The 25,901-nt window shown below is 37.8% G+C and carries 22 protein-coding genes; 14 read left to right on the top strand and 8 right to left on the bottom strand.

The genetic code is table 11. The features are described from left to right. Window positions 1-205 precede the first annotated feature (205 nt). Both thiE and hemL read left to right on the top strand, forming a co-directional pair. Window positions 206-826: a thiamine phosphate synthase gene (gene thiE, locus B9T27_RS03575; RefSeq protein ID WP_086205494.1), complete on the top strand. Its 621-nt coding sequence runs from the start codon at window positions 206-208 to the stop codon at window positions 824-826. A gap of 51 nt (window positions 827-877) precedes the next feature. Continuing rightward, window positions 878-2,176, top strand: coding sequence for a glutamate-1-semialdehyde 2,1-aminomutase (gene hemL / locus B9T27_RS03570; protein WP_086205493.1), 1,299 nt, complete (start codon window positions 878-880; stop codon window positions 2,174-2,176). A 258-nt stretch (window positions 2,177-2,434) separates the two neighbouring features. Here the strand turns inward: hemL and B9T27_RS03565 are convergent, their stop codons facing one another. Further along, on the bottom strand, window positions 2,435-3,136 hold the full coding sequence (locus tag B9T27_RS03565; RefSeq protein ID WP_086205492.1) for a hypothetical protein: 702 nt from the start codon (window positions 3,134-3,136) through the stop codon (window positions 2,435-2,437). 233 nt (window positions 3,137-3,369) lie between these two features. Between B9T27_RS03565 and B9T27_RS03560 the strand changes: the two genes are divergently transcribed. Further along, window positions 3,370-4,014 carry an RluA family pseudouridine synthase gene (locus tag B9T27_RS03560; RefSeq protein WP_086205491.1) on the top strand — a complete coding sequence of 215 codons (645 nt, stop codon included), beginning with the start codon at window positions 3,370-3,372 and terminating at the stop codon, window positions 4,012-4,014. A 143-nt stretch (window positions 4,015-4,157) separates the two neighbouring features. Next, entirely contained in the window at window positions 4,158-6,995 is a 2,838-nt protein-coding gene (gene rapA / locus B9T27_RS03555) for an RNA polymerase-associated protein RapA (protein ID WP_086205490.1), read from the top strand. Between the two features lie 67 nt (window positions 6,996-7,062). Here the strand turns inward: rapA and B9T27_RS03550 are convergent, their stop codons facing one another. The 3 genes from B9T27_RS03550 to fabR all read right to left on the bottom strand — a co-directional run bounded on the left by B9T27_RS03550 (window position 7,063) and on the right by fabR (window position 9,483). Further along, window positions 7,063-7,356, bottom strand: coding sequence for a hypothetical protein (locus B9T27_RS03550; RefSeq protein ID WP_143222560.1), 294 nt, complete (start codon window positions 7,354-7,356; stop codon window positions 7,063-7,065). 36 nt (window positions 7,357-7,392) lie between these two features. Further along, window positions 7,393-8,409: an AI-2E family transporter gene (locus B9T27_RS03545; RefSeq protein ID WP_086205488.1), complete on the bottom strand. Its 1,017-nt coding sequence runs from the start codon at window positions 8,407-8,409 to the stop codon at window positions 7,393-7,395. A gap of 378 nt (window positions 8,410-8,787) precedes the next feature. Further along, window positions 8,788-9,483, bottom strand: coding sequence for an HTH-type transcriptional repressor FabR (gene fabR / locus B9T27_RS03540; RefSeq protein WP_086205487.1), 696 nt, complete (start codon window positions 9,481-9,483; stop codon window positions 8,788-8,790). Between the two features lie 140 nt (window positions 9,484-9,623). On the opposite strand from fabR, the gene B9T27_RS03535 reads away from it, so the two are divergent. Next, window positions 9,624-10,688 (top strand): flavin reductase family protein, encoded by a 1,065-nt coding sequence (locus B9T27_RS03535; RefSeq protein ID WP_086205486.1) that lies wholly within the window; start codon window positions 9,624-9,626, stop codon window positions 10,686-10,688. Window positions 10,689-10,702: 14 nt separating this feature from the next. After that, window positions 10,703-11,797 carry a fatty acid desaturase family protein gene (locus tag B9T27_RS03530; protein ID WP_086205485.1) on the top strand — a complete coding sequence of 365 codons (1,095 nt, stop codon included), beginning with the start codon at window positions 10,703-10,705 and terminating at the stop codon, window positions 11,795-11,797. A 167-nt stretch (window positions 11,798-11,964) separates the two neighbouring features. On the opposite strand, the gene B9T27_RS03525 is transcribed toward B9T27_RS03530, so the two are convergent. Together B9T27_RS03525 and B9T27_RS03520 are read right to left on the bottom strand one after the other, a co-directional pair. Continuing rightward, window positions 11,965-12,561, bottom strand: coding sequence for a phosphatase PAP2 family protein (locus B9T27_RS03525; protein ID WP_086205484.1), 597 nt, complete (start codon window positions 12,559-12,561; stop codon window positions 11,965-11,967). A gap of 136 nt (window positions 12,562-12,697) precedes the next feature. Continuing rightward, window positions 12,698-13,402: an SIMPL domain-containing protein gene (locus B9T27_RS03520; protein WP_086205483.1), complete on the bottom strand. Its 705-nt coding sequence runs from the start codon at window positions 13,400-13,402 to the stop codon at window positions 12,698-12,700. Window positions 13,403-13,871: 469 nt separating this feature from the next. On the opposite strand from B9T27_RS03520, the gene B9T27_RS03515 reads away from it, so the two are divergent. The 8 genes from B9T27_RS03515 to B9T27_RS03480 all read left to right on the top strand — a co-directional run bounded on the left by B9T27_RS03515 (window position 13,872) and on the right by B9T27_RS03480 (window position 23,770). After that, window positions 13,872-15,245, top strand: a complete 1,374-nt coding sequence (locus tag B9T27_RS03515; RefSeq protein WP_086205482.1) for a diaminobutyrate--2-oxoglutarate transaminase — start codon at window positions 13,872-13,874, stop codon at window positions 15,243-15,245. Beyond that, complete coding sequence (locus tag B9T27_RS03510) at window positions 15,245-16,777, top strand: pyridoxal phosphate-dependent decarboxylase family protein (RefSeq protein ID WP_086205481.1); 1,533 nt, start codon at window positions 15,245-15,247, stop codon at window positions 16,775-16,777. Before B9T27_RS03515 ends, B9T27_RS03510 begins: the two co-directional genes overlap by 1 nt. 381 nt (window positions 16,778-17,158) lie before the next feature. Next, the gene (locus B9T27_RS03505) at window positions 17,159-18,175 is read left to right on the top strand and encodes a substrate-binding domain-containing protein (RefSeq protein ID WP_086205480.1); all 1,017 of its coding nucleotides are present in this window, start codon (window positions 17,159-17,161) and stop codon (window positions 18,173-18,175) included. 108 nt (window positions 18,176-18,283) lie between these two features. Beyond that, entirely contained in the window at window positions 18,284-19,663 is a 1,380-nt protein-coding gene (pstC, locus tag B9T27_RS03500) for a phosphate ABC transporter permease subunit PstC (protein ID WP_086205479.1), read from the top strand. Continuing rightward, window positions 19,660-21,054, top strand: a complete 1,395-nt coding sequence (gene pstA, locus B9T27_RS03495) for a phosphate ABC transporter permease PstA (protein ID WP_086205478.1) — start codon at window positions 19,660-19,662, stop codon at window positions 21,052-21,054. The genes pstC and pstA overlap by 4 nt, the downstream gene beginning before the upstream one ends. Before the next feature lie 15 nt (window positions 21,055-21,069). Next, window positions 21,070-21,981 carry a phosphate ABC transporter ATP-binding protein PstB gene (gene pstB, locus B9T27_RS03490; RefSeq protein WP_086205477.1) on the top strand — a complete coding sequence of 304 codons (912 nt, stop codon included), beginning with the start codon at window positions 21,070-21,072 and terminating at the stop codon, window positions 21,979-21,981. 167 nt (window positions 21,982-22,148) lie between these two features. Further along, the gene (sohB, locus tag B9T27_RS03485) at window positions 22,149-23,111 is read left to right on the top strand and encodes a protease SohB (protein ID WP_086205476.1); all 963 of its coding nucleotides are present in this window, start codon (window positions 22,149-22,151) and stop codon (window positions 23,109-23,111) included. 140 nt (window positions 23,112-23,251) lie between these two features. Next, window positions 23,252-23,770 carry a DinB family protein gene (locus tag B9T27_RS03480; RefSeq protein WP_086205475.1) on the top strand — a complete coding sequence of 173 codons (519 nt, stop codon included), beginning with the start codon at window positions 23,252-23,254 and terminating at the stop codon, window positions 23,768-23,770. Window positions 23,771-23,811: 41 nt separating this feature from the next. On the opposite strand, the gene B9T27_RS03475 is transcribed toward B9T27_RS03480, so the two are convergent. After that, the gene (locus B9T27_RS03475) at window positions 23,812-24,855 is read right to left on the bottom strand and encodes an NAD(P)H-dependent flavin oxidoreductase (protein WP_086205474.1); all 1,044 of its coding nucleotides are present in this window, start codon (window positions 24,853-24,855) and stop codon (window positions 23,812-23,814) included. 254 nt (window positions 24,856-25,109) lie between these two features. Then, window positions 25,110-25,811, bottom strand: a complete 702-nt coding sequence (locus B9T27_RS03470) for a VIT1/CCC1 transporter family protein (RefSeq protein ID WP_086205473.1) — start codon at window positions 25,809-25,811, stop codon at window positions 25,110-25,112. Window positions 25,812-25,901: the final 90 nt, after the last annotated feature.

The raw sequence follows: 25,901 nt of genomic DNA, 5'->3' as shown, positions 1-25,901 counted from the left end.
AAAAGTCACAGCAGCACTAGAGTCAGGCGACATAAGTTGTCTTATCAATTTGTTGCACGCAGACTATTTTTACATTGAATTGATGTATCTAATATTCTTAGAGTGTAGGTCTCGATACCGTATATTGCTTGGTTTTGATGGTTAAATCAGAATTATAAATAGAACTATATTATAATTTAAGAAATATTTTGATCTTGGAAGTTTAATGCGCGGCTTATATTTAATTACGAATGATGATCCTTTAGAGCTTTTACTCGCTAAATTAGAAGGTGCAATGGCAACACGTGAAGTTGCTATTTTGCAGTACCGTCGTAAAAAAGTTGCCAAAGAAGATCAGTACTATGAAGTTGAATATATGAAAGCGATGTGTGCCGAATATCGTATTCCTTTTGTGATCAATGATGACTTAGAACTTGCCGAAAAATATGGTTTAGGAGTGCATTTAGGGCAAAGTGACGGTTCGATTGCAGATGCCGTAGCACGTTTACCTCAAGGTGTGGTTATTGGCCGAACTTGTTTGAATTCGCTTGAACTTGCCGAAAAAGCGATTGCTGAAGGTGCAACTTATGTGGCTTTTGGTGCAATTTATGCCACTGAAACCAAACCTGAAGCAGGCAATATTGGTTTAGAGACTTTGAAAAAAGCCAAAGCTCAGTTGAATGTTCCTATCTGCGCTATTGGTGGATTAACGGTTGAAAACTCAAAAGAAGTGATTGAAGCAGGTGCTGATCTTTGTGCAGTGATCAGTGATATATTGGGGCTGCCAATGAATGCAATTCCAGATCGACTGAATGCTTGGACTGAATTATTTGAGAAAACCGCTTAATTGTAGTTTTTGTTTTATTGATTAATTATTTTATTTGAGTAGAGAGAATTCATGAGCTTATCTCCAAAGCAAGAGCAATTATTTAAACAAGCCAGTAAACATATTCCAGGTGGCGTGAATTCTCCAGTACGTGCGTTTAATGGTGTGGGTGGTACACCAGTCTTTATTGAAAAAGCCAAAGGTGCTTATTTATATGATGTTGATGGTAAGCGTTATGTGGATTATGTCGGTTCATGGGGGCCGATGATTTTAGGGCATGCGCATCCTGCTATTATTAAAGCCGTACAAGATGCTGCGGTTGATGGATTAAGCTTTGGCGCACCAACAGTTCATGAGACAACGCTTGCTGATATTATTTGTGAAATAATGCCTTCGATTGAAATGGTGCGGATGACCAATTCAGGTACAGAAGCAACTATGACTGCGATTCGTTTAGCGCGAGGCTACACTGGCCGAGATAAGATTGTTAAATTTGAAGGTTGTTATCACGGACATTCAGATTCTCTATTGGTCAAAGCTGGTTCGGGTATGTTAACCAATGGTGAAGGAGAGGCAACATCTGCGGGCGTGCCTGCCGATTTTGCTAAACACACTTTAACCCTTCCATATAATGACATTGCAACATTGAAAGAATGTTTTGCTAAATTTGGTTCAGAAATTGCAGGAGTGATTGTTGAACCTGTTGCGGGCAATATGAATTTGGTTAAACCAATTGATGGTTTCCTTCAAGCAATTCGTGATGTATGTGATGAGCATGGTTCAGTGTTTATTATTGATGAAGTGATGACTGGTTTCCGTGTCGGTTTAGGCGGTGCTCAAGCACATTATGGGGTAAAACCAGATTTAACCACTTTGGGTAAGATTATTGGTGCAGGCTTACCTGTGGGTGCTTTCGGTGGTAAACGTGAAGTGATGGAATGTATTGCTCCACTGGGTAAAGTTTATCAAGCGGGCACTTTGTCTGGCAATCCGTTGGCAATGCGAGCGGGTATTGAAATGTTTAAGCATTTACGTATCGATGGTTTTTATGAACACCTAACTGCGCAATTGGCGAAACTTCTTGCAGGTCTGCAAGCGGTTGCAGATGAAGCTGGAATTGCATTTAAAACCCAACAAGTTGGTGGAATGTTTGGTTTGTATTTTACCGACCAAATAGACATTACTAGTTTTGATTCAATGTTAAAATGTGATGTAGATGCATTTCGAAAATTCTTCCATGGGATGTTAAAGCGTGGGATAAATCTCGCACCATCAGCATTTGAAGCAGGCTTTATTTCAAGTGCACATAGTGATGAAGATATTGCATTTACTGTGCAAATGGCGAAAGAAACATTTGCAGAAATGAAATAATTTTTATAGCAAAGCTTATTTAAACAGTCATGAAACCAAAAAGCGTATTATTGAAAAATATACGCTTTTTGGTTTTTCTAGTAGAGGTATTGAATATAGGCATGACCTCAAACTAAGATAAAGAAGCCATTTTATAAAAACTGAAAAGAGCCAGTCTTAAAATAATTTAATCAACTATCGCTACACGAGACATTTATGATGAATTTAACAAGACTCACGTAATGAATCTTGTTTTAGAGTTGATTGTTTAGCCTTTAATTAATCAAAAATTTTATGCACGGCCTGAAATGGTAAGGTGACAACATCAAAAGCTACAGCAAAAGGGAAAAGTATTAATTTATCGGCAGTTTTGGAAGAGGCATTTGAGTAATCTTTTACTTGCTTACGAGTATAAATACTGATTTGGTAAGGTTTGCTTAATGTTTTAAATGAAGCACTATTACTGGCAGCTGGATATACGACACCAGCGAGTTTTAGATTAAAGCAAAAGCGTTGTGCTTTTAATCTATGATCACTTGAATTTGTACATTCTTCTGCACCATTTTCAATGAAAAATTCACGATCTGCTTTGCTTACATCCTCAGAAAGTTTGACATAAGTAAGTGGCAATGAACCAGAAAAATTGCCATCATTATTGGCAGAATAAAAAGTTAAGTCTTTTGTAATTTGAATGTTTTTAGCATCTAATGATGAAATAAGTTTTGCAAAACGTCCGCCACCTTGCGTAAGTACATAACTATTTTTTTCACCGACAATAACAATACTGTCATTAGGTAAGTTTGAAACCGCTTGAGCTGGTTTACCAAAGGCTAGGACATTATCGTCAATTAACGTGGTTTGTACATTTTGAGTGCGGACACCATTGTCTTTTTTTAATAGCGTTGCTGTGGCACAGCCTGTCAAAAATGTTGAGCTTATGATGAGCGTACTGATGATTGAATTCTTAAATATTTTAGTCATTTATTTATACTCAGAGATTAATTTTTACCTCTTTATAGCATCTGCAAAGCTTAAAGTTAAGTTGTGATGTACCTAAAAGCTTAAAATAGCAGGCTTGATATTTTATTCATAGACGCTAGGTGTTATGGCTTCAAGGTCGAGATAAATGTGATAAAACTGATAATTTTCATTGTAATTTTATGCCAAGATTCATATCATTGCTCGCTTGTTTGCACGATCAGCGGATTTGAACCTTGAGTAATTTTCTAACCGAAAACCTGATACATCGTGATGAAGATTTTATGGTAATCCATAAACCTGCAGGTGTACTTACCGTTCCAGGTAAAACGGAAGATTTACAAGATTGTGTCATCAATAGATTATTAAAAATAGAACCTAAAACCTTACTTATTCATCGTTTAGACCGTGATACTTCAGGTATTTTGGTCTTTGCTTTAACAAAGTGGGGACAAAAAAGTATTTCTCGTCAGTTTCAAGAACGACAAACCTCAAAGACTTATCAAGCTTTAGTTGCAGGACATTTAGAAGGTGAAGGCACTATTGATGTGCCTGTCATTTATGATCCTGCGCGTCCCCCCTTACATATTGCAGATCCAAAGCATAACAAACCTGCGTTAACGCATTGGAAAGCAACGGAGCATTTTGAAATTCAAGGACAAGCGGTGACTCGGGTCGAACTGACACCGATTACTGGACGTTCACATCAACTCCGTGTACATATGCAATACTTAGGGCATCCAATTGTGGGGGATAGCTTATATGCAACACTGGAACAACAACAGTTAATGAATCGTTTGTGTTTACATGCAGAACAGCTGAGCTTTTCTCATCCTCAAACAGAGGAGCAAATACAATTTATTTGTCCTGTTCCGTTTTAAGTCAAAATTTAATTTAAACAAGATTGCAAAAGTCCATTTTTTAGTGGGCTTTATGTCAAAAAGTATTGCGTAAAGGTGTGAAACTTTGTTCAAATATTCTCCTGATTTGAACATCCGTTTTTCAGTCCTAACTTGAGATAAAGGTGGAAAAATTGCAACAATTTGCTATAGGTCAACGTTGGTTATCAGATACAGAAACTGAACTTGGATTAGGGGTCTTGATTGATGTCGATGAACGATCAATCAGTATTTTGTTCCCTAAAAGTGATGAAACGCGTGTTTATGCACGTAACAACGCACCTCTATCTCGAATTGTCTTTAATGTGAATGATGAAGTTCAAGATCAAGAAGGTCAGACTTGGACGGTTGAATCATTTGATGATCGTCATGGCGTAATTCGTTATAACGTGATTCGTACCTTAGAAGATGGTACACAAGAACGCAAAGCATTGAATGAAACCCGCATAGGTGCTTCTATTCAATTGTCGAAACCTTTAGATCGTTTGCTGGCGAGCCAAATTGATTATAAAGAATGGTATGACTTGCGTATTGAAGCAATGAAAATGCAAGCCAATATGCAGAATAGTCCTTTACGTGGCATGATTGGTGCTCGTGTTGGTCTGATTCCACACCAGTTATATATTGCACATGAAGTGGGTAAGCGTTTTGCACCGCGGGTATTACTTGCTGATGAAGTCGGTTTGGGTAAAACTATTGAAGCTGGTTTGATTATTCATCAACAGCTCAAAACGGGACGTTCAGAGCGTATCCTCATTTTAGTACCAGATTCACTGCAATATCAGTGGATGATTGAAATGCGTCGCCGTTTCAATTTGCAATTCTCATTGTTCGATTTAACTCGTACTGCTTCGATTAAAGAACATGACCCTGAATTGAATCCATTCTTAACTGAGCAATGTATTATTGCCAGCATCGATTTGATGATTGATCATGATGATTTACGTGAACAAGCGATTGAAGCAGGTTTTGATTTATTGGTTGTAGATGAAGCTCATCACTTGATGTGGTCTGAAGAAGAAGGTGGTAACGATCGTTATGACCTAGTCGAAGAGCTTGCTGAAAAAACTGATGGCGTTTTACTGCTTACAGCAACACCAGAACAATTGGGTGTGGAAAGTCACTTTGCACGTTTACGTTTACTTGATCCACAACGTTTTAGTTCACTTGAACGCTTCTTAAATGAAGAAGAACAATATCATCACACTGCAAAAATTGCAGAAGCGTTGATGTCTGATTTCCCACTTGAGGCCGAACATCTAGATGCTGTTGAGAAGTTGTTGGGTCATAAGATTGATGATGAACCTGAGCAACGCTTCCGTGCGATTCACGAATTATTAGATCGTCATGGTACAGGTCGTATTTTATTCCGTAATACCCGTGAAGCGATTCAAGGCTTTCCAGGTCGTGACTGTCAACCAGCGCCTTTACCAGCACCAGCAAATTGGTCTAAAGATGGTAAATTACGTGAGCAAATGTGGCCTGAAGAAGCCCAGTTGGATGGTGCTTGGATGGAAACAGATCCGCGTGTCTCGTGGATTATGGAGATGTTACGTACACAGCTTAAACACAAAAAAGTGTTATTGATTGCACGTAGTGGCCCAGTGGTTGAAGCTTTAGAAAATGCATTGCGTATCCATGCAGGTATTCGTACTGCAATGTTCCATGAAGGTATGAGCTTGCTTGAGCGTGACCAAGCGGCAGCATATTTTGCAGAAGATTCTTATGGTGCACAAATTTTATTGTGTTCTGAAATTGGTTCAGAAGGTCGTAACTTCCAGTTTGCTTCTGATTTAATTTTATTTGATTTACCTGCGAATCCTGATGTACTTGAGCAACGTATTGGTCGTTTAGACCGTATTGGTCAAGAAAACAGAATTCAAATTCATGTGCCTTACTTGGTGGGAACAGCACAAGAGCGTATGTTCCGTTGGTACAATGAAGCCTTAAATATTTTTAGTAATATTTCTCCAACAGCACAGACCTTACAAGAAAACTTTATTCTTGATCTTAAAGAATGTTTATTGGCAGATTTAGGTCAAAAATTTGAAGATCTACTTGAAGCTGTAAATGTGCAGCGTCAAGCACTTGAAAATGAATTACAAGCTGGACGTGACCGTTTGCTTGAATACAATTCATGTCGTCCAATCGTGGCACAAGAAATTGTGCAAGCGCTTGAAGAGTATGATGACAATACTACTTTGCCAATGTTTATGAAGCGCTTTATGGCGTCGACTAATATTGATTTTGATGAGCAAAGTAACGGGACTGTGATTATTAAGCCGACCGATCAAATGCAAGTTCAAGGTTTAACTTTGGATGAAGATGGGATGACGGTTACTTTCTATCGCGATCAAGCGCAAATTCGTGAAGATGCGCAATACATTACTTTAGAGCATCCATTTACTGAAAGTGTAATGGAAATGATTCGAACTCAGTCTTTTGGTAGTACTAACGTCGCCATTCTTAAGACTAGTGCACTTAAACAAGGTTCTGTGTTACTTGAAGTATGGTTTAAAGTGGATGTGGTTGCGCCGAAAGCATTGAACTTACCATCAAGTCTACCTACCCAATTGATTCGTGTATTGTTGAATGAAAATGGTCAAGATTTATCTGCCAAGATTGATCCTGAAATTATCAAGCCTTATATTCATCACTTAGACAGTAATAGTTGTCGTCAGGTCGTTAAAGCGCGACGTGATGTGGTCGAACAACGTTATGCACAAGCATTGGATATTGCCAAAGCAGCGTTACCTGACCTGAAACAACAAGCCAAAGAAATCTATAGTAGTAAATGGCAATATGAAATTGATCGTTTAACTTACTTAAAACAATTCAATCCAAGTATTCGTACCGATGAAATTGAGCGTTTACAGAAATTCCAGAAAGAAGGTTTAGATCTTTTGAACGGGCTATCTGTTACACCTGAAGCGATTCAAATTTTGGTAGTAGTTAAACCTTAATCGTTTAAGTATTTCGTAAGTCATAATAAAAAAGTACCGTAAGGTACTTTTTTATTATGTGCTGTGATTAAGAGCCTGCGGAGATATGTAACGTCCAAAGAGATTGGGTTGTGGTTGCTCGACGACGTTTATTTTGTTCACTATATGTGTTCAAGCTCATTTGTTCTCGTTCGACTTCTTCGAGATAATTGGAGAGTTGCTGTGGAGTCGCTTTCGTGTCATCTAATATTTCAGTGATGGGCGCACAATATGCGTCATATTCATCATTGAGTACTTCAGCAACCTCAATTGGATCCCAATCTCGGTTGAGTATTTTTTGGATGGTATTCATAAGGTGTCGAGGATCTATGTGTTTCTCCATTGCATCGCTCTTTATTTTATTGATGTAGTTCTCATTTTATATCATATTTGCGACTTTTAGCTCTAATTTTATGTAAGCATAAAATATTGGAGCAACAATGAGGCCAGCTAATCCAAAGATGGATTCAAAAACAAGCATCGCTAAAAGTACTTCCCATGAGGCAGCATGAATTTTTGTCCCAATAATTTTAGCATTCACAAAGTATTCTAATTTATGAATCAAAATGAGATAAACCAAAGCAATACCTGCTGTGGTCACTGAAATGGTTAAGCCCGTCAGGACAATGATGGTGTTGGAAATTAAATTTCCGACAATCGGAATTAGTCCAAAAACAAACGTTAAAATCGTCAGCGTCTTAGCAAAAGGTAAATGCACCCCAAAAATGGGTAGTGCAATATGTGCAAAGATCATAAATAGAAGGGTGTTAATCAATGAGATTTTAACTTGGGCAAATACTACATTTTTAAATGAAATTGATAAGTTTTGAATACGATGAATGAGTGCTAATTTGAATGCAGGTTGCTTCACATCGGTTTGAGTTTGGTGAAGTGAAACCAGAACACCAATAATCGCGGCAATAATCATTGTGGCAAAATTATGCACAATGTCTGTACCCGTATTCTTAAGAATGGACAAATTATCTTTAATTAAAATTAAGGTCTGATCTTTGAGCTCAGTTAGGCTATAGGGGATGAATCCAGGTAGAAAATGAACTATTTCATTTTGTAATTTTTGTAAGGTAGCATCGATGTCGCCATTTAGTTCGTCTAAGCCAGCTCCTTGTAAATCATGTTGGACAAAACTAATTAAACCAGCAATTCCGAGTCCGATACAGGTGATGATCAGCACGCCAATAATGACACTAATCGTTAATCGGGCACGTTGTCCATCAATATATTTCTCGGTTACAGAACCTAAGCTATTAATAATTTCATAAACAATAAAACCAGCAAAGAAGCTCACCATTAAATGTAATGGAATGAGTGAAATCAAAAAGATGAACATGAGCAGATAGCTAGCAATGAGACTTTGTTTGTCATTTAATAATTGCATATCAACGATACCCAAACGATGCGTTTTAACGCATATGAAAAGTGTGTAGCTACGTAAAATTCAGCGTTAAATTAGATGGTTTATCTAAGGTTTGACTTCTTTTTACACCTGTAATCTTAATTCTATGTGAAAAAAATGGCAGAGTAATTTTAGTATTGCACATTTCATTCAGTGCAGCAGATGATGGATGTCACTGACCAAAAACTAGAGTGACTTTTATTCTGGTAATGTATCTTTACTTAATTTTAATCAACATCGGGTGGTAGACAACTTATTTACTGGGAACTTAATGTCTAATACTTGTAGCGATTACATGATAGATCTTCATTAATGGCTGATCTATGATGATTTAACCCATAAGTAATCGCATGTTTGATTTTATTGAATATGAAACTCAGCCAAGTGACGTGCACCTTCTAATAACATGCGAATCATCACCATAGTTTGTTCTGCAACTTCTTTGCGCTCATCGATTGGGAGGTCAATTACTTTAGCACCCATATTAAAGACTAATTGGGTAATGGCTTTAGCAACTAAATCGGGATGAGCCAATTTGCTCTGATTAATATGTTCTAAACGAATCAAGTCATCTTTTAATTCTTGTTGAAAATAGTTCAGTTGCTTTTCTACTGCAGTTTTATAAGAATTTGAACCAGTGTAGCCTTCACGCAGTAAGAGACTTAAATTACCTTCATCCGCATCGAGTTGCTCAATAAATACTTCTACCGATGTGCGAATAATACTGTTTTGTTTTGAGGCCTTAACACGTGCTTCATGCAAAATTTGACGCAATACAATCCCTGAACGATCAATCAGTTCAATGGCAAGTTCATCGATATCTTTAAAATGACGATAAAAACTATTGGGTGCAATACCTGCTTCTCGCGCAACTTCTCTTAGACTCAAAGATGCAATACTTTTTTGTGGCCCAATTAAATTCAATGCTGCTTGGAAAAGTTCATCTTTAGTAATTGTTGCTTTTCTACCCACCGTACGAACAATCACTTTTTCAAGTTCATGATGCTGTTCTTGATTTTCTAAATCGATGTAAGGTGTAGCAGACGGCTGATTCATAAATATCAAGTAAAAAGTAATTAGAATCTATTATAGCCTTTGAAATTACAGAATTGAAATGTCTAGATACAATACGATCGTATATACAAATATATATACATATGTATAATAATTAAAATCAACTGTATCTTGAGTGGAATATGCTGACGATTGAAAAACGTAAATCGCTGTTTAGTACTTTGGCTGAGAATATCTTAGACCAAAATGCAGCGAATTTTTGGTTGCAAAAAGTTAATCCACTGTGGTCTGTACATCAGGCTTTAGGTAAGGTGGTACAAAAAGAACATACTGCAACACATACAGTCTGCTTAACATTACAAACCAATCGTTATTTTAATCAGGGGCAAGCAGGGCAGCATCATCCAGTGACTGTTGAATATCAAGGTCGCCGTTATGAACGGACTTATAGTTTAACTGCATTAGATGCTAATCATGTACTGCTCACTGCCAAAAAAGTAGAACAAGGCATTGTGAGTCAATATCTAACCGAACAAGCAAAAATTGGTGATGTGCTTGAATTTGGTCAACCGTATGGCGATATGCTTGCCACTGATACGCAACCCATCGTATTACTTGCAGCAGGCAGTGGCATTACGCCGATGTTTAGTCTGATCAAAGCATTAACAAAAACCAAGAAAAAAAATCAACAGCCGATTCAATTACTGTACTGGGTAAAAAAACATACTGATGTTGCATTTAAACCGTACTTTAAACAGCTGGCAGAACAAAACTCAAATTTCAAATTTCAAATTTTTTATACTCAAGAAGAGCGGGCAGATTCGCGGTTGAATGAGCAGCATGTCAATTTAATTCAAAATTTAGCCAGCCATACTGTTTATGCATGTGGGCCATCTGGCTTTGTTACTAAGGCATCGACATTGTTTGCAGATGCCCAAATTTTTAAAAGTGAAGCATTTAGCTTAACTCCGACGATCTCCGATGATGTTGGTTTTATTCAGGTGACTTTAACTAAATCGAATAAAAGTATCAGTATTCCTAAAGGCCAATCGATTCTTGTTGGTTTAGAACAACAAAATATTAAACCTGAACATGGTTGCCGTATGGGAATTTGCAATAAATGCGTATGTAACAAAGCACAGGGTGCAACCAAAAATTTGGTAAATGGCAGTGAAAATACTGAGCCTGGCCATCCACTCAAAATTTGTGTAAATACAGCCCAAACTGACTTAGTCATTGATCTTTAAGCGAGCACATCGATATGAATATGCCAGTGAAATTCCAATATTTTAAAAATAGTAAGAATCGTGAGTTAACACAGACTGAACTTGATGCATTAGCATGTGAGCTTGATGCGATTAAGCAAGAAGTCCTCGATGATATTGGTGAAAAGGATGCCGAATATATTAAGCGTGTCTATTCAGCAGTTCGTTATAGCAGCATTTTAGGACGTGCTTGCTTATTTGCGGGCTGGTTTCCACCAGCATGGCTACTCGGTACTGGCTTACTGGGTTTTGCAAAGATCATGGAAAATATGGAATTGGGGCATAATGTCATGCATGGTCAGTATGACTGGATGAATGATTCACGTTTTAATGGTCAAACCTATGAGTGGGATATTGTCGGTACTGCTGATAACTGGCGTGAAACGCATAACTATAAACATCATACCTATACCAATATTAAAGGTATGGATGATGATATTGGTTATGGCTTACTACGTTTATTTCCAGAACAACGTTGGAAGCCTGGGTTTTTATTGCAACCGTTATATAGCATTCCATTTTGCTTGTTATTTCAGTGGGGCGTTGCAATTCAGAATTTAGAAATTGGTAAAGTGATTTATAAACGTAAATCCTTTGCTCAATTTGTTCAAGAATGGAAACCGACCCAAAAGAAAATTGCAAAGCAATTTTTTAAAGATTATGTTTTCTTTCCATTAATTGCTGGCCCTGCGGCATTACCCGTATTGGCTGGGAATTTAGTTGCCAATGGTATTCGCAACGTCTGGACTTTCAGTATTATTTTTTGTGGCCATTTCACCAAAGATGTCGAAGTTTTTCCGAAAACTGTTTTACAGGATGAAAGTCGTGGTCATTGGTATATGCGTCAAATTCGTGGTTCTTCAAATTTGACGGGTTCAGATGCTTTTCATATTTTGACAGGGCATCTTAGTCATCAAATTGAACATCACTTATTCCCTGATATTCCGGCACGTCGTTACCGTAAAATGGCACCAAAAGTTCAGGCTGTGTGTGAAAAATATGGTTTGAATTATAATAATGCCAGTTTATTTAAACAGTATGGACAAGTGTTAAGTCGTATTGTGAAGTATGCTTTTCCATTTAAAAAGTAGGTTACTATTTTTTTGAAAGTAACTTTTGAATGCTTTGTTTATAGGTCATACGAGCAAAACTGATTAGACGTAAAAAAACCGCATATTTAGTATGCGGTTTTTTAATAGATGATTGAGTTAAGTTGTTTACTCAGTTATTTCTAAATTTGATTGATTTGTCACTGGTATTATTTGATATAACCTTTATTAATCCATGCTTTAAATAGCATTTGATGTAACTGTAGAATCCATTGCATAATGATATTTTGATACTTGTTCCATAATCCTAAGCCGAATGCATTGATGATAAAAGCAAGAAAAAATGCCCCGATCATATCTATGGGAAAATGAACACCTAAATAGACCCTAGACCACGCGACAGCCCATGCCAGAAACATTAAAGCTACACCGAGTTGTCGTTGTGGAGAAAAGCAATATGCAAAGGCGATACTGCTAAAAATTAGCATATGTGTGCTGGGAAAGGATGCATTGGGTGCATGTTCTATTAAAGTGCGACCAACATGCATCACAAAAGGGCGTGGATGATAGAAGAAGTATGAAATCACTTCTGCGAGAATAATAGCCACGCTGGTAAATATAAATGCTTTCATAATTTGCTGTTTGACCGCATTACTACCGCGTAGCCAAAAGTATGCAAATACTAAGATCATTAAATATAAAGTATCGTTGGCGATAAAAATAGCAAAATTAACCAGCCATTCATTGGCATTTGCAGGTGCATTAATATCATTAAAAAGAGATAAATTGAGTTCAGACAGCGACATAATAATCAAATTACAGCATGTTCAAAAATAGCCGATTAATCTAGCAGAATAACGAGAGATAAAATGAAAAAAGACCACAATTATTGTAGTCTTTTATTACAAGGGCTCATGTATTTAAACGATAGGGCTTGAGCGCTTATTTAAATTGAATCGTTCCATTGGCACTCACAGTAATTTTAGATTCACCCGCAGACACGGCCTGTGCATCTGACATTTCTGCAACTGCAAATTTAGCCATGCTTGAACGTTGCATGATCGGTTGTGGGTAATTGTTACTGGTATTTAAGTTTAAACTCACCAAGTTATAGCCAGGCTTGCTCCATGCTTGGCTTAGGACTTGCGCACGTTGTTGAAAGTTTTTAGATGCTTCAAGCATCAGCTCATTTTCAACTTGTTTACGTTGCTCATCAGAAACACTGAAGTTGATGGATTGGGTCTGAAAAGTTTGTTGTAATTCGCTAATTAATAGGCTGGCTGCTTTAAAATCTTTACTTTCAATTTGAACTTCAGCACGGCCACGCCATTCTTTTAGTTTTTTGTTGTCATTATCATAAACAGGATAAGTACTTTGTGAACCTGTTTTGATTTTAACTTGTGGATATTTTTTTCCTAAAACCATAGCTTGATTCATGAGTTGCGTAATTTGCGTTGAAAGTTGTGCTGGTTGTTTATTGTTCTGCTCAATATACAAAACTGCATACATTTCATCATTTGATACTTGACGCGTTGCTTCAGCTTGGATGTTAGCAATATTATAGTTTAAAGCTTCAGTTGAGTTGGCAAAAGACATAGTGCTGACTGTGGTACCTAAAATGAAACAAGAAAGAGCCAAGAAGCGCATGTATTTATCCTTTGAATAAAAATAATAAAAAATGTAACAGTTAAATTATGCTAACCATAATGCGTGAATGAGTAATGCAAAAATTGTGGTAAGTTTGTTGTGAATACATATTTTTTTGCAAAAAAATATTTAAAATAAATAGATTAAAAACAAGTTGTTGGTTGAATTTTAATACGATGTATCGTAAATATAAATACGAATAATGCAAATTTAATATAAACAAGCTTTTCTTTATATTGTCACAGAGTATGATAATAATTCAAAAGAATAGTCTGATGAATGTTTTTTTCGATAAACAGATTGTCGATAAGTACATAAAAGATATTTATTTTCTTTGAAAAAACTGTATTATCGCGCTCCTAGTTTATTCAAGATATTTGTCTAACTAGATTCTATAAAGCACCGAGTCAAAGGACCGCAAGTCACCCGACTTATTTCTTTCAACCCATATCAGAGATGGTAATTCGATATGAGCGTTTCTTCTGTAAATCCTGCCCCTAATTCTACTAACGAATACTATTTGGCTCGCCAAAGTCAGATGGAATCTAATGTTCGTAGCTACCCACGTAAATTACCGTTGGCAATAGCAAAAGCTTTAGGATGTTGGATTACTGATGTTGAAGGTACAGAGTACCTCGATTGTTTAGCTGGGGCAGGGACATTGGCTTTAGGCCATAATCATCCTGCGGTGATTCAAAGTATTCAAGACACTTTAGCGAGTGGTCTTCCATTACATACTTTAGATTTAACCACGCCTTTAAAAGATGCATTTACTGAGGCACTACTTGAGCAATTACCTGGCGGTAAGGCTGAGTATTGTCTACAGTTCTGTGGTCCATCTGGTGCAGATGGTACAGAAGCAGCAATTAAATTGGCAAAAACCTACACTGGTCGTAGTACGGTCATTAGTTTCTCTGGTGGTTACCATGGTATGACCCATGGTGCATTGGCGATGACTGGTAACCTATCTGCTAAAAATGCAGTGAATGGTTTAATGCCAGGCGTACAATTTATGCCATATCCACATGAATACCGTTGTCCACTGGGCATTGGTGGTGAAGCTGGCGTAGATGCTTTGACCTATTTCTTTGAAGATTTCATTGAAGATGTTGAAAGTGGCGTAACTAAGCCTGCTGCTGTGATTCTTGAAGCGATTCAAGGTGAAGGCGGTGTGGTAACGGCACCGATTAAATGGTTGAAAAAAATTCGTGAAGTGACTGAACGTCATAATATCGTTTTAATTCTGGATGAAGTTCAAGCTGGTTTTGCCCGTTCAGGCAAAATGTTTGCTTTTGAACATGCTGGCATTGAACCCGATGTTATCGTTATGTCTAAAGCGGTGGGCGGTAGCCTGCCACTTGCTGTACTCGGGATTAAACGTAAGTTTGATGCTTGGCAGCCTGCTGGTCACACCGGTACGTTCCGTGGTAACCAATTGGCAATGGGTACGGGTCTGGCAACGATCAATACCATTAAAGAGCAAAATTTGGCGAAAAATGCTCAAGAACGTGGCGATTTCCTACAAGCTCAATTTAATAAATTAGCAGTGGAATTTCCATGTATTGGCAACGTGCGTGGCCGTGGCTTAATGCTCGGTGTTGAAATTGTAGATGAGCGTCAAGAGAAAGATCGTTTAGGTGCTTATCCTGCGGATTCTCAATTGGCTGCTGCAATTCAAACCGCATGTTTTGACAACAAATTATTGTTAGAAAAAGGTGGTCGTGGTGGTACAGTGATTCGTTTGCTTTGCCCATTGATCATTACGCATGACGAATGTGTAGAGGTTATGGTTCGCTTTAAGAAAGCCATTGCTGAAGCACTTGTTGCTGTACGAGGCGCATAATGGTTGATTTTGCAGAACATCGTAAAGCGTTACTCTGCAATGATGCTCAATCCATTGCTGACTATGAGTCAGCAATGGGTGAGGCGACGAAAGCCGTCGCAGCATGGTTGCAAAATGACAAAATGTACACTGGCGGTAGCATTAAAGAGCTCCGTAGCGCGATAGCGTTTAATCCTTCAAAAGAAGGCTTAGGTGTACAAAAGTCACTGGATCGTATGGTTGAGCTTTTCCTCAATAAAAGTTTGAAAGTACATCATCCGCATTCTTTAGCACATTTGCATTGTCCAACAATGGTCACCAGTCAAATTGCTGAAGTTTTGATTAATGCAACGAATCAATCAATGGACTCATGGGATCAAAGCCCTGCGGGTTCTTTGATGGAAGTTCAGTTGATTGATTGGCTTCGTCAAAAAGTAGGCTATGGTGCTGGTCAAGCAGGTGTGTTCACTTCGGGTGGTACGCAATCTAACTTGATGGGTGTATTGCTTGCACGTGATGCATGTATCGCAAAAAACTGGAAAGACGAAAACGGAAAACCGTGGTCTGTTCAGCGTGATGGCATCCCTGCGGACGCGATGCGTAATGTTAAAGTCATTTGTTCTGAAAATGCACATTTCTCTGTGCAAAAGAATATGGCAATGATGGGCATGGGCTTCCAATCTGTTGTTACGGTTCCTGTGAATGAAAATGCGCAGATGAACGTTGATGCATTGGAAAAAACCATGGCGCACCTTCAAGCTGAAGGTAAAATCGTGGCATGTGTCGTCGCAACTGCGGGTACAACCGATGCAGGTGCAATTGATCCATTAAAAGCAATTCGTGACATTACCAATAAGTATGGCGCGTGGATGCATATTGATGCTGCATGGGGCGGTGCACTCATTCTTTCGAATGACTACCGTGACATGTTAGATGGTATCGAATTGTCTGATTCAGTGACTCTCGATTTCCATAAGCATTATTTCCAAACCATTTCGTGTGGTGCATTCTTGTTGAAAGACGAAGCGAATTATCGTTTTATGCATTATGAAGCTGAGTACTTAAACTCGGCTTATGATGAAGAACATGGTGTGCCTAACTTAGTATCTAAGTCACTGCAAACGACACGCCGTTTTGATGCATTGAAATTGTGGATGACTGTTGAATCATTAGGCGAAGAGCTTTACGGTTCAATGATTGATCATGGTGTGAAATTAACCCGTGAAGTGGCAGATTATATTACTGCGACGAACGGTTTAGAAATGTTGGTTGATCCACAATTCGCTTCTGTATTATTCCGTGTAATTCCTGAAGGTTATCCAACAGAATTGCTCGATACATTGAACCAAAACGTGGCAGATGAATTGTTTGCCCGTGGTGAAGCAAATATTGGAGTGACTAAAGTCGGTCAAGTTCAATCCTTGAAAATGACCACCTTGAGTCCAGTAGCAACTTTAGATAACGTGAAGAATTTGCTGAACCTTGTGTTAGCAGAAGCAGATCGTATTAAAGATGCCATTGCTGATGGTAGCTATGTAACTGCACTTGATTGATTTGAGTTTTAAAAAAAGAGGTCTGACACAGACCTCTTTTTTATTGCTGATATTTATAAATGTGCATAGTTAATTATTTAGATATTTATGCTATTACGACACAAAAAATAATAAAAATAAGACTGTATTGATGCCAACAACATAAAATTTTACATTTGTAAGAATGCGATTAGATAAAATTAATGTTTTATAAATGTACTTAATTAATTGAATTATATTCGAATAATTGTAAATTAACCACTCGGGATTAAATATCATAAAAGCGTCATAAAGCTGTAACTTCTTTGTCATATTTTAAAATCAAAATGCTCTTATCGAAAAAGTACAAAACTTCATAACAAAGTGGCGTACTCCAAATTGAATCAATGAAGAGAGAAAAGAATGCGCTTAAATCACATTGCACTTGCATTAGCAGTTTCAGGAGCAGTTGTTGCTACAGCAGCAAATGCAGCTCGTGACACAATTCAAATTGCTGGTTCTTCTACAGTATTACCTTATGCAAGTATTGTTGCAGAAGAATTTGGTAATAACTTTCCACAATTTAAAGCACCTGTTGTGGGATCTGGCGGTTCATCTGCTGGTTTGAAACAGTTCTGTTCAGGTGTTGGTGATAACACCATTGATATTGCAAATGCATCACGTAAAATTAAAGATACAGAAATTGCTGCGTGTAAAAAGGCTGGTGTAAATAAAATTCAAGAAATTAAAATTGGTTACGATGGTATTGTATTTGCATCTAACTCAAGTAAAGCTGCGTATAAGCTTCGCCCTCAACATGTATTTGCAGCTTTGGCTGCAGAATTACCATCTAATGGTAAATTAGTGCCAAACCCATATACACGTTGGAATCAAATTGATAAATCACTACCAAATGAACCGATTACTTTAGTTGTTCCGGCCTCTAACCACGGTACACGTGAAGTCTTCCAAGAAAAAATGGTTGAAGCGGGTTGTGAAACTTATGATTATTTTAAAAAATTAGATAAAGATGCTCAGAAGAAAGCATGCTCTAACTTCCGTAAAGACGGTAAAGTCATTGAAATTGCAGGTGACTATACTGAAACATTGGCACGTTTAAAAACCTCTCCAAGCGCCGTTGGTGTATTTGGTTTAGGCTTTTATGACCAAAATCGTGACAAATTACGTGTTGCAACAGTGAACAATGTAATACCGTCTGAAAAAACGATTTTGAATGGAACTTATCCTGTTTCTCGTCCATTGTACTTCTATGTGAAAGGCGAGCACATTCAATCAATCAAAGGGTTAAAAGAATACACTGAATACTTTTTAAATAAAAAAGTATCTGGTAAAGGTTCTAAACTAGATAAAGCAGGTCTAATTTCATTGTCTGATGCTGAACGTGCCAAAGTACTCGCAGCATTTAAAGCTGGTAAATAAGCCTAAGCATAGATGAAATGAGGGGTTGATGGTAAGAAATGACCATCAGCCTTTTGGTTAAACAGCGTTTTTTCAAATAATTAGAGTTGAAAGAACAGTGGAGAATACATGAATCTGCTACTCATTGGCGTGTTATTAGCACTGGTGGCTATCGCATATCAAATCGGATTACGTAAAAGCCGAAGCCTAGCAGGTAAGGGGAATAACTCAGCGACATTACATTCGCGACCAGGCTATTATGGTGCTTTGGTGGCATTGTGGTGTGGTATCCCTGCTTTCTTGATTTTAATGATTTGGAATTTAGTTGAACCAAATGTTTTACAATATTTAATTTTACAAAATGTGCCGGCAAATATTACAGCCAATTTAGATGTTGCTGGTATAGATGTATTGGTTGACCGAATTAAAGCAATTGCTTCGGGTTTTGGGGTGAGTGATACTCCCGCAGCTTATGAAGTTGTAGCAGCAGAACATTTGGCTAAGTTTGAAAAAGTAGGTGAATTAGCAAAATTTGCCGTGGTCATTTGTACTGCAATGTTAGGCTTAATTTGGGCGAAAAAAAGAGTCAGCCAAAAATATCGTGCACGTAATCAAGTCGAGCGTACCATCAATATTATTTTGATTTTATGTTCTGGGGTTGCGATTCTGACGACGATTGGTATCGTTATGTCGATGTTTAAAGAAGCTGTACATTTTTTCCATTTCGTTTCTCCAGTCGACTTTTTCTTTGGTACTGAATGGAATCCTGGCTTTAGTACGTCAGGCAATGCAGAAGGTAGCTATGGTCTATTGCCATTGTTGTGGGGAACATTAATGGTCAGCGGCATCGCGTTATTGGTTGCCGTACCATTGGGCTTAATGATTGCAATTTATTTGGCTGAATATGCCTCGCCAAAATTCAGATCTTGGGCAAAACCTGCCATTGAAACACTCGCGGGTATTCCGACTATTGTTTATGGTGTTTTTGCACTGATGGTGATTGGCCCTGTGTTTAAGTCAATGGGTGAAGCTGTTGGTCTAGAAATTAATGCGACGAGTGCTTTAACCGCTGGTTTTGCTATGGGAATTATGATTATTCCTTTCGTTTCATCTCTCTCGGATGACATCATTACTCAAGTACCGCGTTCGTTACGTGATGGTTCTTTAGGTCTAGGTGCAACAAAATCTGAAACGATTCGTCAAGTGGTATTGCCAGCCGCATTGCCAGGAATTACTGGCGCATTTTTATTGGCTGTGTCTCGTGCAGTCGGAGAAACCATGATTGTGGTGCTTGCGGCAGGGAATAGCCCATTATTGCATGTCAATCCATTTGAAGCCGTATCCACAGTCACTGTGACCATTGTGAAACAATTAACAGGTGATACAGATTTTGCTAGTCCACAAGCCTTGGTTGCATTTGCACTTGGTTTGACCCTGTTTGTGATTACCCTGTGTCTTAATATTGTTGCACTTTATATTGTGCGTAAATATCGTGAGCAATACGAATGAGTAGATCAAATACACCTTCAGTGGATCAAAATGTATTTGATCCTCGTGCAGCAGCGGAACTACGTGAAAAGCGTAAAGCTAAAATTGCAAGTTCATTATCTAAAAGGCATCGAAAAGAAAATACCTTCCGTTGGCTGGGCTTCTCTTCGGTGATTATTGGACTGGCTTTCGTTATTTTGTTATTTGGTAGCATCTTATATAAAGGTCTTCCTGCATTTTGGCAAGCGAGTATGACAGTTCCCGTTTATTTTGATCCTACGGTAATCGATGCCGGTCCTCGACCAGTCCAAAAAGTGGGGGAGTCTCCAGCACACTTTCAAGAACGGTATATTGAGTGGCAAACTAAAATGGGTATGGTGGATTGGGACGCCTTAATCGCCAATGGTTTAATTGCCAAAGATCCAGCGCTAGCTACTCATCGTGATGAATTAAGTAGCTTATATACCAGCTCAGAAGCGTATCGAATTCGAGATATGGTCTTTAAAGATCCAGCGTTAATTGGAAAAACTGTAGAATTAAACTTTTTAACAGATGCCAATATTGATGTCTGGTTAGCTGGTAATATTGATCGTTCACTTCCAGATGAACAGCAACAGCTCAGTCCTGAAATACGCCAGCTTTCTGATGAACTCGCAGCTAAGGGAATTATTCAACGTACGTTCAATACGCAACTCTTCACGAATCCAGACTCACGAAGTTCGCCTGCTACAGCTGGTTTGGCAGGGGCATTTATGGGCTCGTTATTTATGATGCTCATCGTCATCTTCATTTCTATCCCATTAGGGGTGGCGAGTGCGATTTATCTTGAAGAATTTGCACCTAAAAATTTCATTACCGATATTATTGAAGTCAATATTAATAATCTAGCAGCAGTCCCTTCGATCGTATTTGGTTTGTTGGGGGCAGCAATCTTTATTGGCTGGATGCATTTACCTATTTCTGCGCCATTGGTGGGTGGTTTAGTGCTTAGCTTAATGACGTTACCCACAGTGATTATTACCACTCGTGCATCATTAAAAGCAGTACCACCATCTATTCGCCAAGCTGCTTTGGGAATAGGTGCATCACGGATTCAAACAGTTTTCCATCATGTCTTGCCTTTAGCATTACCTGGAATTATGACTGGTTCTATTATTGGTGTTGCGCATGCGTTAGGTGAAACTGCACCCTTACTATTGATTGGTATGAGCGCATTTGTTGCCAATATTCCATTATCACCTTTAGATCAATCTACAGCTTTACCCGTCCAAGTTTACTTATGGCAAGGCAATGAATTACGTAACTTCTTTGAAGGACGTACAGCTGCTGCAATTATTGTATTACTCGCACTTATGGTGAGCTTAAATAGCTTTGCAATTTGGGTACGTAAGAAATTTGAAGTTCGTTGGTAGAATAGGACAGAATAGATGAATACGACAGAAATTAAAAATTCCTTAGAACAGGATAAAACCGTGAATTCAGAACATGCTCAATTTACTTCAACAGGTACAGAACAAAAGCGTCAAGCTACTTCTTTTGTTTCTCAGTTTGAATCATCACCAGCGAAAAAAGAAAAAAATAGCACGGTAAAGCTCAGTGCTGAAGATGTTCATGTTTATTATGGCGAAGCAGAAGCGATTAAAGGTATTGATCTTCAAATTTATGAAAATGAAGTGATTGCATTCATTGGGCCATCTGGCTGTGGTAAGTCGACCTTTTTGCGAACCTTAAACCGAATGAATGACACCATTGATAGTTGTCGTGTGACCGGTAAAGTTTGTTTAGATAATCAAGATATCTATGATCCAGATTTAGATGTGGTCTTACTTCGTGCACAAGTGGGTATGGTATTTCAAAAACCCAATCCATTCCCAAAATCTATTTTTGATAATGTAGCATATGGTCCGAAACTACATGGATTAGCACGTGATAAATACGACCTAGAAGAAATTGTAGAGAACAGTTTACGTAAAGCGGGTCTGTGGGATGAAGTGAAAGATCGTTTGAATCAACCCGGTACAGGGCTTTCAGGTGGTCAGCAACAACGTCTTTGTATCGCACGAACCATTGCGGTGAGTCCTGAAGTCATCTTGATGGATGAGCCTTGTTCGGCACTGGATCCTATTGCAACGGCCAAAGTAGAAGAGTTGATTTCTGAACTTTCACATCAGTACACCATTGCGATTGTCACACACTCTATGCAACAGGCAGCACGAGTCTCTGATCGTACCGCTTATTTTCATTTAGGCGATTTGATTGAAGTCAATTCAACTGAAAAAGTCTTTACGCAGCCAGATCATCAATTAACAGAAGCATATATTACTGGGCGTTTTGGTTAATATTAGATTATGTTTTAAAAAAGAGCCTTATGGCTCTTTTTTATGCTTTAGGAATCAGAATTCTTGTGTATATTTTGCCTGAAGAAAATACAGTTGCGCTATTGAATTTTTACACTAAAGCCCACATCTTAAAGCTATAAATACGAATATATGAGTTTGATCCCTTTATGCTATTTCACTTACCTAAAGTTCCTGCCGAAATTTGTGTGAGCCATTTGAATGCACGAATGAATGAACAAAGAAAAAAAATTGCACAAACTACAGCATCTAAATTTGAACTTTTACAGTTAACACAACAATTCAGTAAAGAAGCACGTAGCCGCAAGAAAACCAATCAAAAAATTTATGTATTAGATTTTAAAGGTGATGTTCAGGCCTCAGCAGTAGAGAATATTCGTGAGGAAATTACGCTTATTTTAGCAACCGCAAAAGCAGGGCGTGATCGTGTAGTCGTTCGTTTGGAAAGTCCAGGTGGTATGGTGCATGGTTATGGTCTGGCTGCTGCACAATTGGTTCGTTTACGTGATGCAGGATTCCATTTAACCATTTGTGTTGACAAAGTTGCTGCAAGTGGTGGTTATATGATGGCGTGTATTGCCAGTGAAATTATTTCTGCACCATTTGCGATTGTGGGTTCAATTGGTGTAGTCGCTCAAGTTCCAAACTTTAATCGTTTGTTAAAAGAGCACCATGTTGACTTTGAATTGTATACTGCAGGTGAGTTCAAACGTACTGTGACGATGTTTGGTGAAAATACTGCTGAAGGTAAAGCGAAATTTGAAGAAGAGCTACAACAAACGCATAATTTATTTAAGCATTTTGTTGAAAAGTATCGTCCGCAACTAAATATTGAAAAAGTGGCAACAGGTGAGCATTGGTATGGTCAAGATGCACTTGATTTAAACTTGGTAGACAAATTACAAACCTCAGATGAATATATTTTGGCATTGTTAGCACAGCATGATGTGTATGTGATTCAAACACGCCGTAAACCTACATTAGGTGAAAAATTGGGTTTGCAGGCTGCACAAATGGCAGATGCCTTTATTCCAGCTGCGATGAATAAATTGGTGAATGAAGTGATTAAACACAATACTGCTTTACCGATGTTTAAAGATAACCGTTTTTAAGTCGATTTTTTTTTAGCAAAAAAGCCGATACTCAAAAGTATCGGCTTTTTTAATTTCAGATATTGAATGTTTGATTAAAGAATAGACTTAAATGGTATATATTTAATTAATTCAATATCTTTCATAAAAATGGTCATATGATGTGTAAAGAACAATTATTACTTATGGCGCAATATAATATTTGGGCCACTAAACGATTAGCACAGCATCTTAAAACCGTTAATGATGAGGATTTATATCGTGATAGCGGTTTATTTTTTAAAAGTATTTTTGGAACTTTAAATCATCTTCTCTTGGGAGAGCATTATTTATGGTATCCACGTTTTACAGCAGGAATTTCACCAACAATCGCATTATCGACCAGTATAGAAACTGAGTGTTTTTTATGTTTAGAGCAGCTAATTACAAAGTCGCAGCATTGGATTGATTTTATTCATGCTTTAACAGATAAGCAACTTATTGGGAATTTAAGTTATAGGCGCGTTAATGGAGAAGAATTGTGCTTACCATTTACAGCGACATTAATGCATGTGTTTAATCATGGAACCCATCATCGTGGTCAAATTACGGCAGCACTGACAGCTTTGGGTTATGACTGTCCAGAATTAGATTTGGTCTATATGTTGGCTGAGCAGAGTAGAGTTCATCATCAAAAATAACCAAAGGACCTGATTTAAATTTTGAAATCAGGTCCTTCAGATTAATATTGGTTCATTTCTAAAACTAACTGATTAATTAAATCAGCGGCTTCTAATTCTCTAATCTGTGCAACATTACTACCTGCCCAGAATGCACCATACCCAATATCACCACTTTTGAGTGCTAATGTATTTAATTGTTTAGCTAAATCATATGCATAAGGATAGGCTGCAACTTGTGGGCGGTTGGGTAAATCAACCTGAGTATGCCAATCATTAATTAGACCACGTGCAGGACGTCCTGAAATACTGGCCGTAATTTGTGTTAATGGATGGCTAAATAGCGCTTGTCGATAAGCTGCATTGGCACTAGAGGTTTTACATTGTACGAATGCAGTACCCAATTGTACGGCTTCTGCACCAAACTTCAGCATTGAATTTGCCTGTTGACCATTCATAATCCCACCTGCAGCAACGATGGGTAATGAGCAATGTTGTTTGATCAATTGAACCAAATTTTCTGTTTTAATTGCGCCATCAAATGTTTGATTGAAGATACCGCGATGTCCACCTGCTTCAATTCCTTGTGCAATAATAATATCAATACCAGCAACTTCAATGGCCAGTGCTTCAGCTAAATTAGTAGCGGAAACCATGGTGATAATATCTGCATCTTTGAGTTGTTGAATTTGATACTCATTTGGAATACCGAAATGGAAACTTACAGCCTTCGGTTGAGTTTCTAACACTAAATGAAGAAACTCATCATCATCTAAAAAACTTGGATAAATACATTTTAATTCACTTGGAGGTGTAGCTCCAAACTTTTCAAAATGAGGAGTAATATACTGAATCCATGCATTATTTTCACTAATGTTTAATTTGGCTGGTGTATGGCAAAAAAAGTTGAGTTGAAAAGAGCCATCCGTCAGTTGTTTTGTTTTTAAAATTTGTGCTCGGGCTGATTCAATTGAACTCGCACCGATACCTAAGGAACCGAGTCCACCTTGATTCGTAACTTCGGCTGCAAGTTCTGGTGTAGATACACCCGCCATTGGTGCTAAAAAAATAGGATGTTTAATCTGTAATCGATCTAGTAAAGTCATAAGGCGATTCCTTCTTGTTGCTATAAAGTAGCCATGCAGTTGCAAACAAGCAAATAATATTCATTATTTATTCTAGAAATATAGAAGCGAAAAGTTTCAGTAATTGTAGATTTTAAAACTTAAACAGTTGTTACCTTTATTCAGATTAAACATCTAAAAAATATTTTGATTTAGTTATTTAGGTAATATTTTTACTCTATAGGGAACAATTAAACCAAATTTTTTAGAATATAAGAGCATATATATTAATTGCATTAAAGAGGACTAACTTGGAATAATGAACCAATCCAACTAGAAAAAGCCATTGCGATAATGCCCCAAACGGTCACTCTTAAACTTCCTTTGGCCAACGATGTTCCCGCATAATAACTCGACAATGCCCCTAATCCAGCTAATGAAAAAATACCTACAATTAAAACTGTCATTTTCAAATATTGGTCTGGACTAATCAGAATTGAAATCATTGGGAAAAGTGCGCCAGCTGAAAATGAGATGGCCGATGAGAATGCAGCTTGAACTGGTTTTGCTGCTGTTATTTCATTAATTCCAATTTCATCACGGGCATGGGCTTCTAGTGCATCTTTTTCAGTAAGTTGTACCGCGACTTCATGTGCAAGCTCAGGACTTAATCCTCTGTGAATATAGATTTGAGTGAGTTCTTTGAGTTCTAAATGTGGATTTTTTTCTAATTCCTTAGCTTCAAATTTTAAATCCGCTTTCTCAATATCTACTTGAGATTTAACAGAAATATACTCACCTGCAGCCATCGAGGTTGCACCCGAAATCAAACCAGCAATACAAGCAATAAGCAGCGTATGGGTAGAGGCTCCACTTGCAGCCATGCCCATGACTAAACTGGTGACAGAGATAATCCCATCATTCGCGCCAAGTACAGAGGCACGTAACCATCCCGTGCGATGAATATAATGTGGTTCTATATGATGTGAGTGGTTCATATGCTTAAATTATTTAATGATTTTAATTTAAGCATAATTGAAATATGTAATTTTGTCATGATTGATTCTGGCATAGTCGCAATTTAGCAT

The organism is Acinetobacter sp. ANC 4648, from assembly GCF_002135345.1.
GTDB lineage: Bacteria > Pseudomonadota > Gammaproteobacteria > Pseudomonadales > Moraxellaceae > Acinetobacter.
The sequence above is the reverse complement of the archived record's forward strand: the minus strand, read 5'-3'. Positions and strand labels throughout refer to the sequence as shown.

Coding starts and splice junctions, on each gene's coding strand:
- thiE (WP_086205494.1), top strand. CDS start 206: ATGCGCGGCTTATATTTAATTACGAATGATGATCCTTTAGAGCTTTTA.
- hemL (WP_086205493.1), top strand. CDS start 878: ATGAGCTTATCTCCAAAGCAAGAGCAATTATTTAAACAAGCCAGTAAA.
- B9T27_RS03565 (WP_086205492.1), bottom strand. CDS start 3,136: ATGACTAAAATATTTAAGAATTCAATCATCAGTACGCTCATCATAAGC.
- B9T27_RS03550 (WP_143222560.1), bottom strand. CDS start 7,356: ATGGAGAAACACATAGATCCTCGACACCTTATGAATACCATCCAAAAA.
- B9T27_RS03545 (WP_086205488.1), bottom strand. CDS start 8,409: ATGCAATTATTAAATGACAAACAAAGTCTCATTGCTAGCTATCTGCTC.
- fabR (WP_086205487.1), bottom strand. CDS start 9,483: ATGAATCAGCCGTCTGCTACACCTTACATCGATTTAGAAAATCAAGAA.
- B9T27_RS03535 (WP_086205486.1), top strand. CDS start 9,624: ATGCTGACGATTGAAAAACGTAAATCGCTGTTTAGTACTTTGGCTGAG.
- B9T27_RS03530 (WP_086205485.1), top strand. CDS start 10,703: ATGAATATGCCAGTGAAATTCCAATATTTTAAAAATAGTAAGAATCGT.
- B9T27_RS03525 (WP_086205484.1), bottom strand. CDS start 12,561: ATGTCGCTGTCTGAACTCAATTTATCTCTTTTTAATGATATTAATGCA.
- B9T27_RS03520 (WP_086205483.1), bottom strand. CDS start 13,402: ATGCGCTTCTTGGCTCTTTCTTGTTTCATTTTAGGTACCACAGTCAGC.
- B9T27_RS03515 (WP_086205482.1), top strand. CDS start 13,872: ATGAGCGTTTCTTCTGTAAATCCTGCCCCTAATTCTACTAACGAATAC.
- B9T27_RS03510 (WP_086205481.1), top strand. CDS start 15,245: ATGGTTGATTTTGCAGAACATCGTAAAGCGTTACTCTGCAATGATGCT.
- B9T27_RS03505 (WP_086205480.1), top strand. CDS start 17,159: ATGCGCTTAAATCACATTGCACTTGCATTAGCAGTTTCAGGAGCAGTT.
- pstC (WP_086205479.1), top strand. CDS start 18,284: ATGAATCTGCTACTCATTGGCGTGTTATTAGCACTGGTGGCTATCGCA.
- pstA (WP_086205478.1), top strand. CDS start 19,660: ATGAGTAGATCAAATACACCTTCAGTGGATCAAAATGTATTTGATCCT.
- pstB (WP_086205477.1), top strand. CDS start 21,070: ATGAATACGACAGAAATTAAAAATTCCTTAGAACAGGATAAAACCGTG.
- sohB (WP_086205476.1), top strand. CDS start 22,149: ATGCTATTTCACTTACCTAAAGTTCCTGCCGAAATTTGTGTGAGCCAT.
- B9T27_RS03480 (WP_086205475.1), top strand. CDS start 23,252: ATGTGTAAAGAACAATTATTACTTATGGCGCAATATAATATTTGGGCC.
- B9T27_RS03475 (WP_086205474.1), bottom strand. CDS start 24,855: ATGACTTTACTAGATCGATTACAGATTAAACATCCTATTTTTTTAGCA.
- B9T27_RS03470 (WP_086205473.1), bottom strand. CDS start 25,811: ATGAACCACTCACATCATATAGAACCACATTATATTCATCGCACGGGA.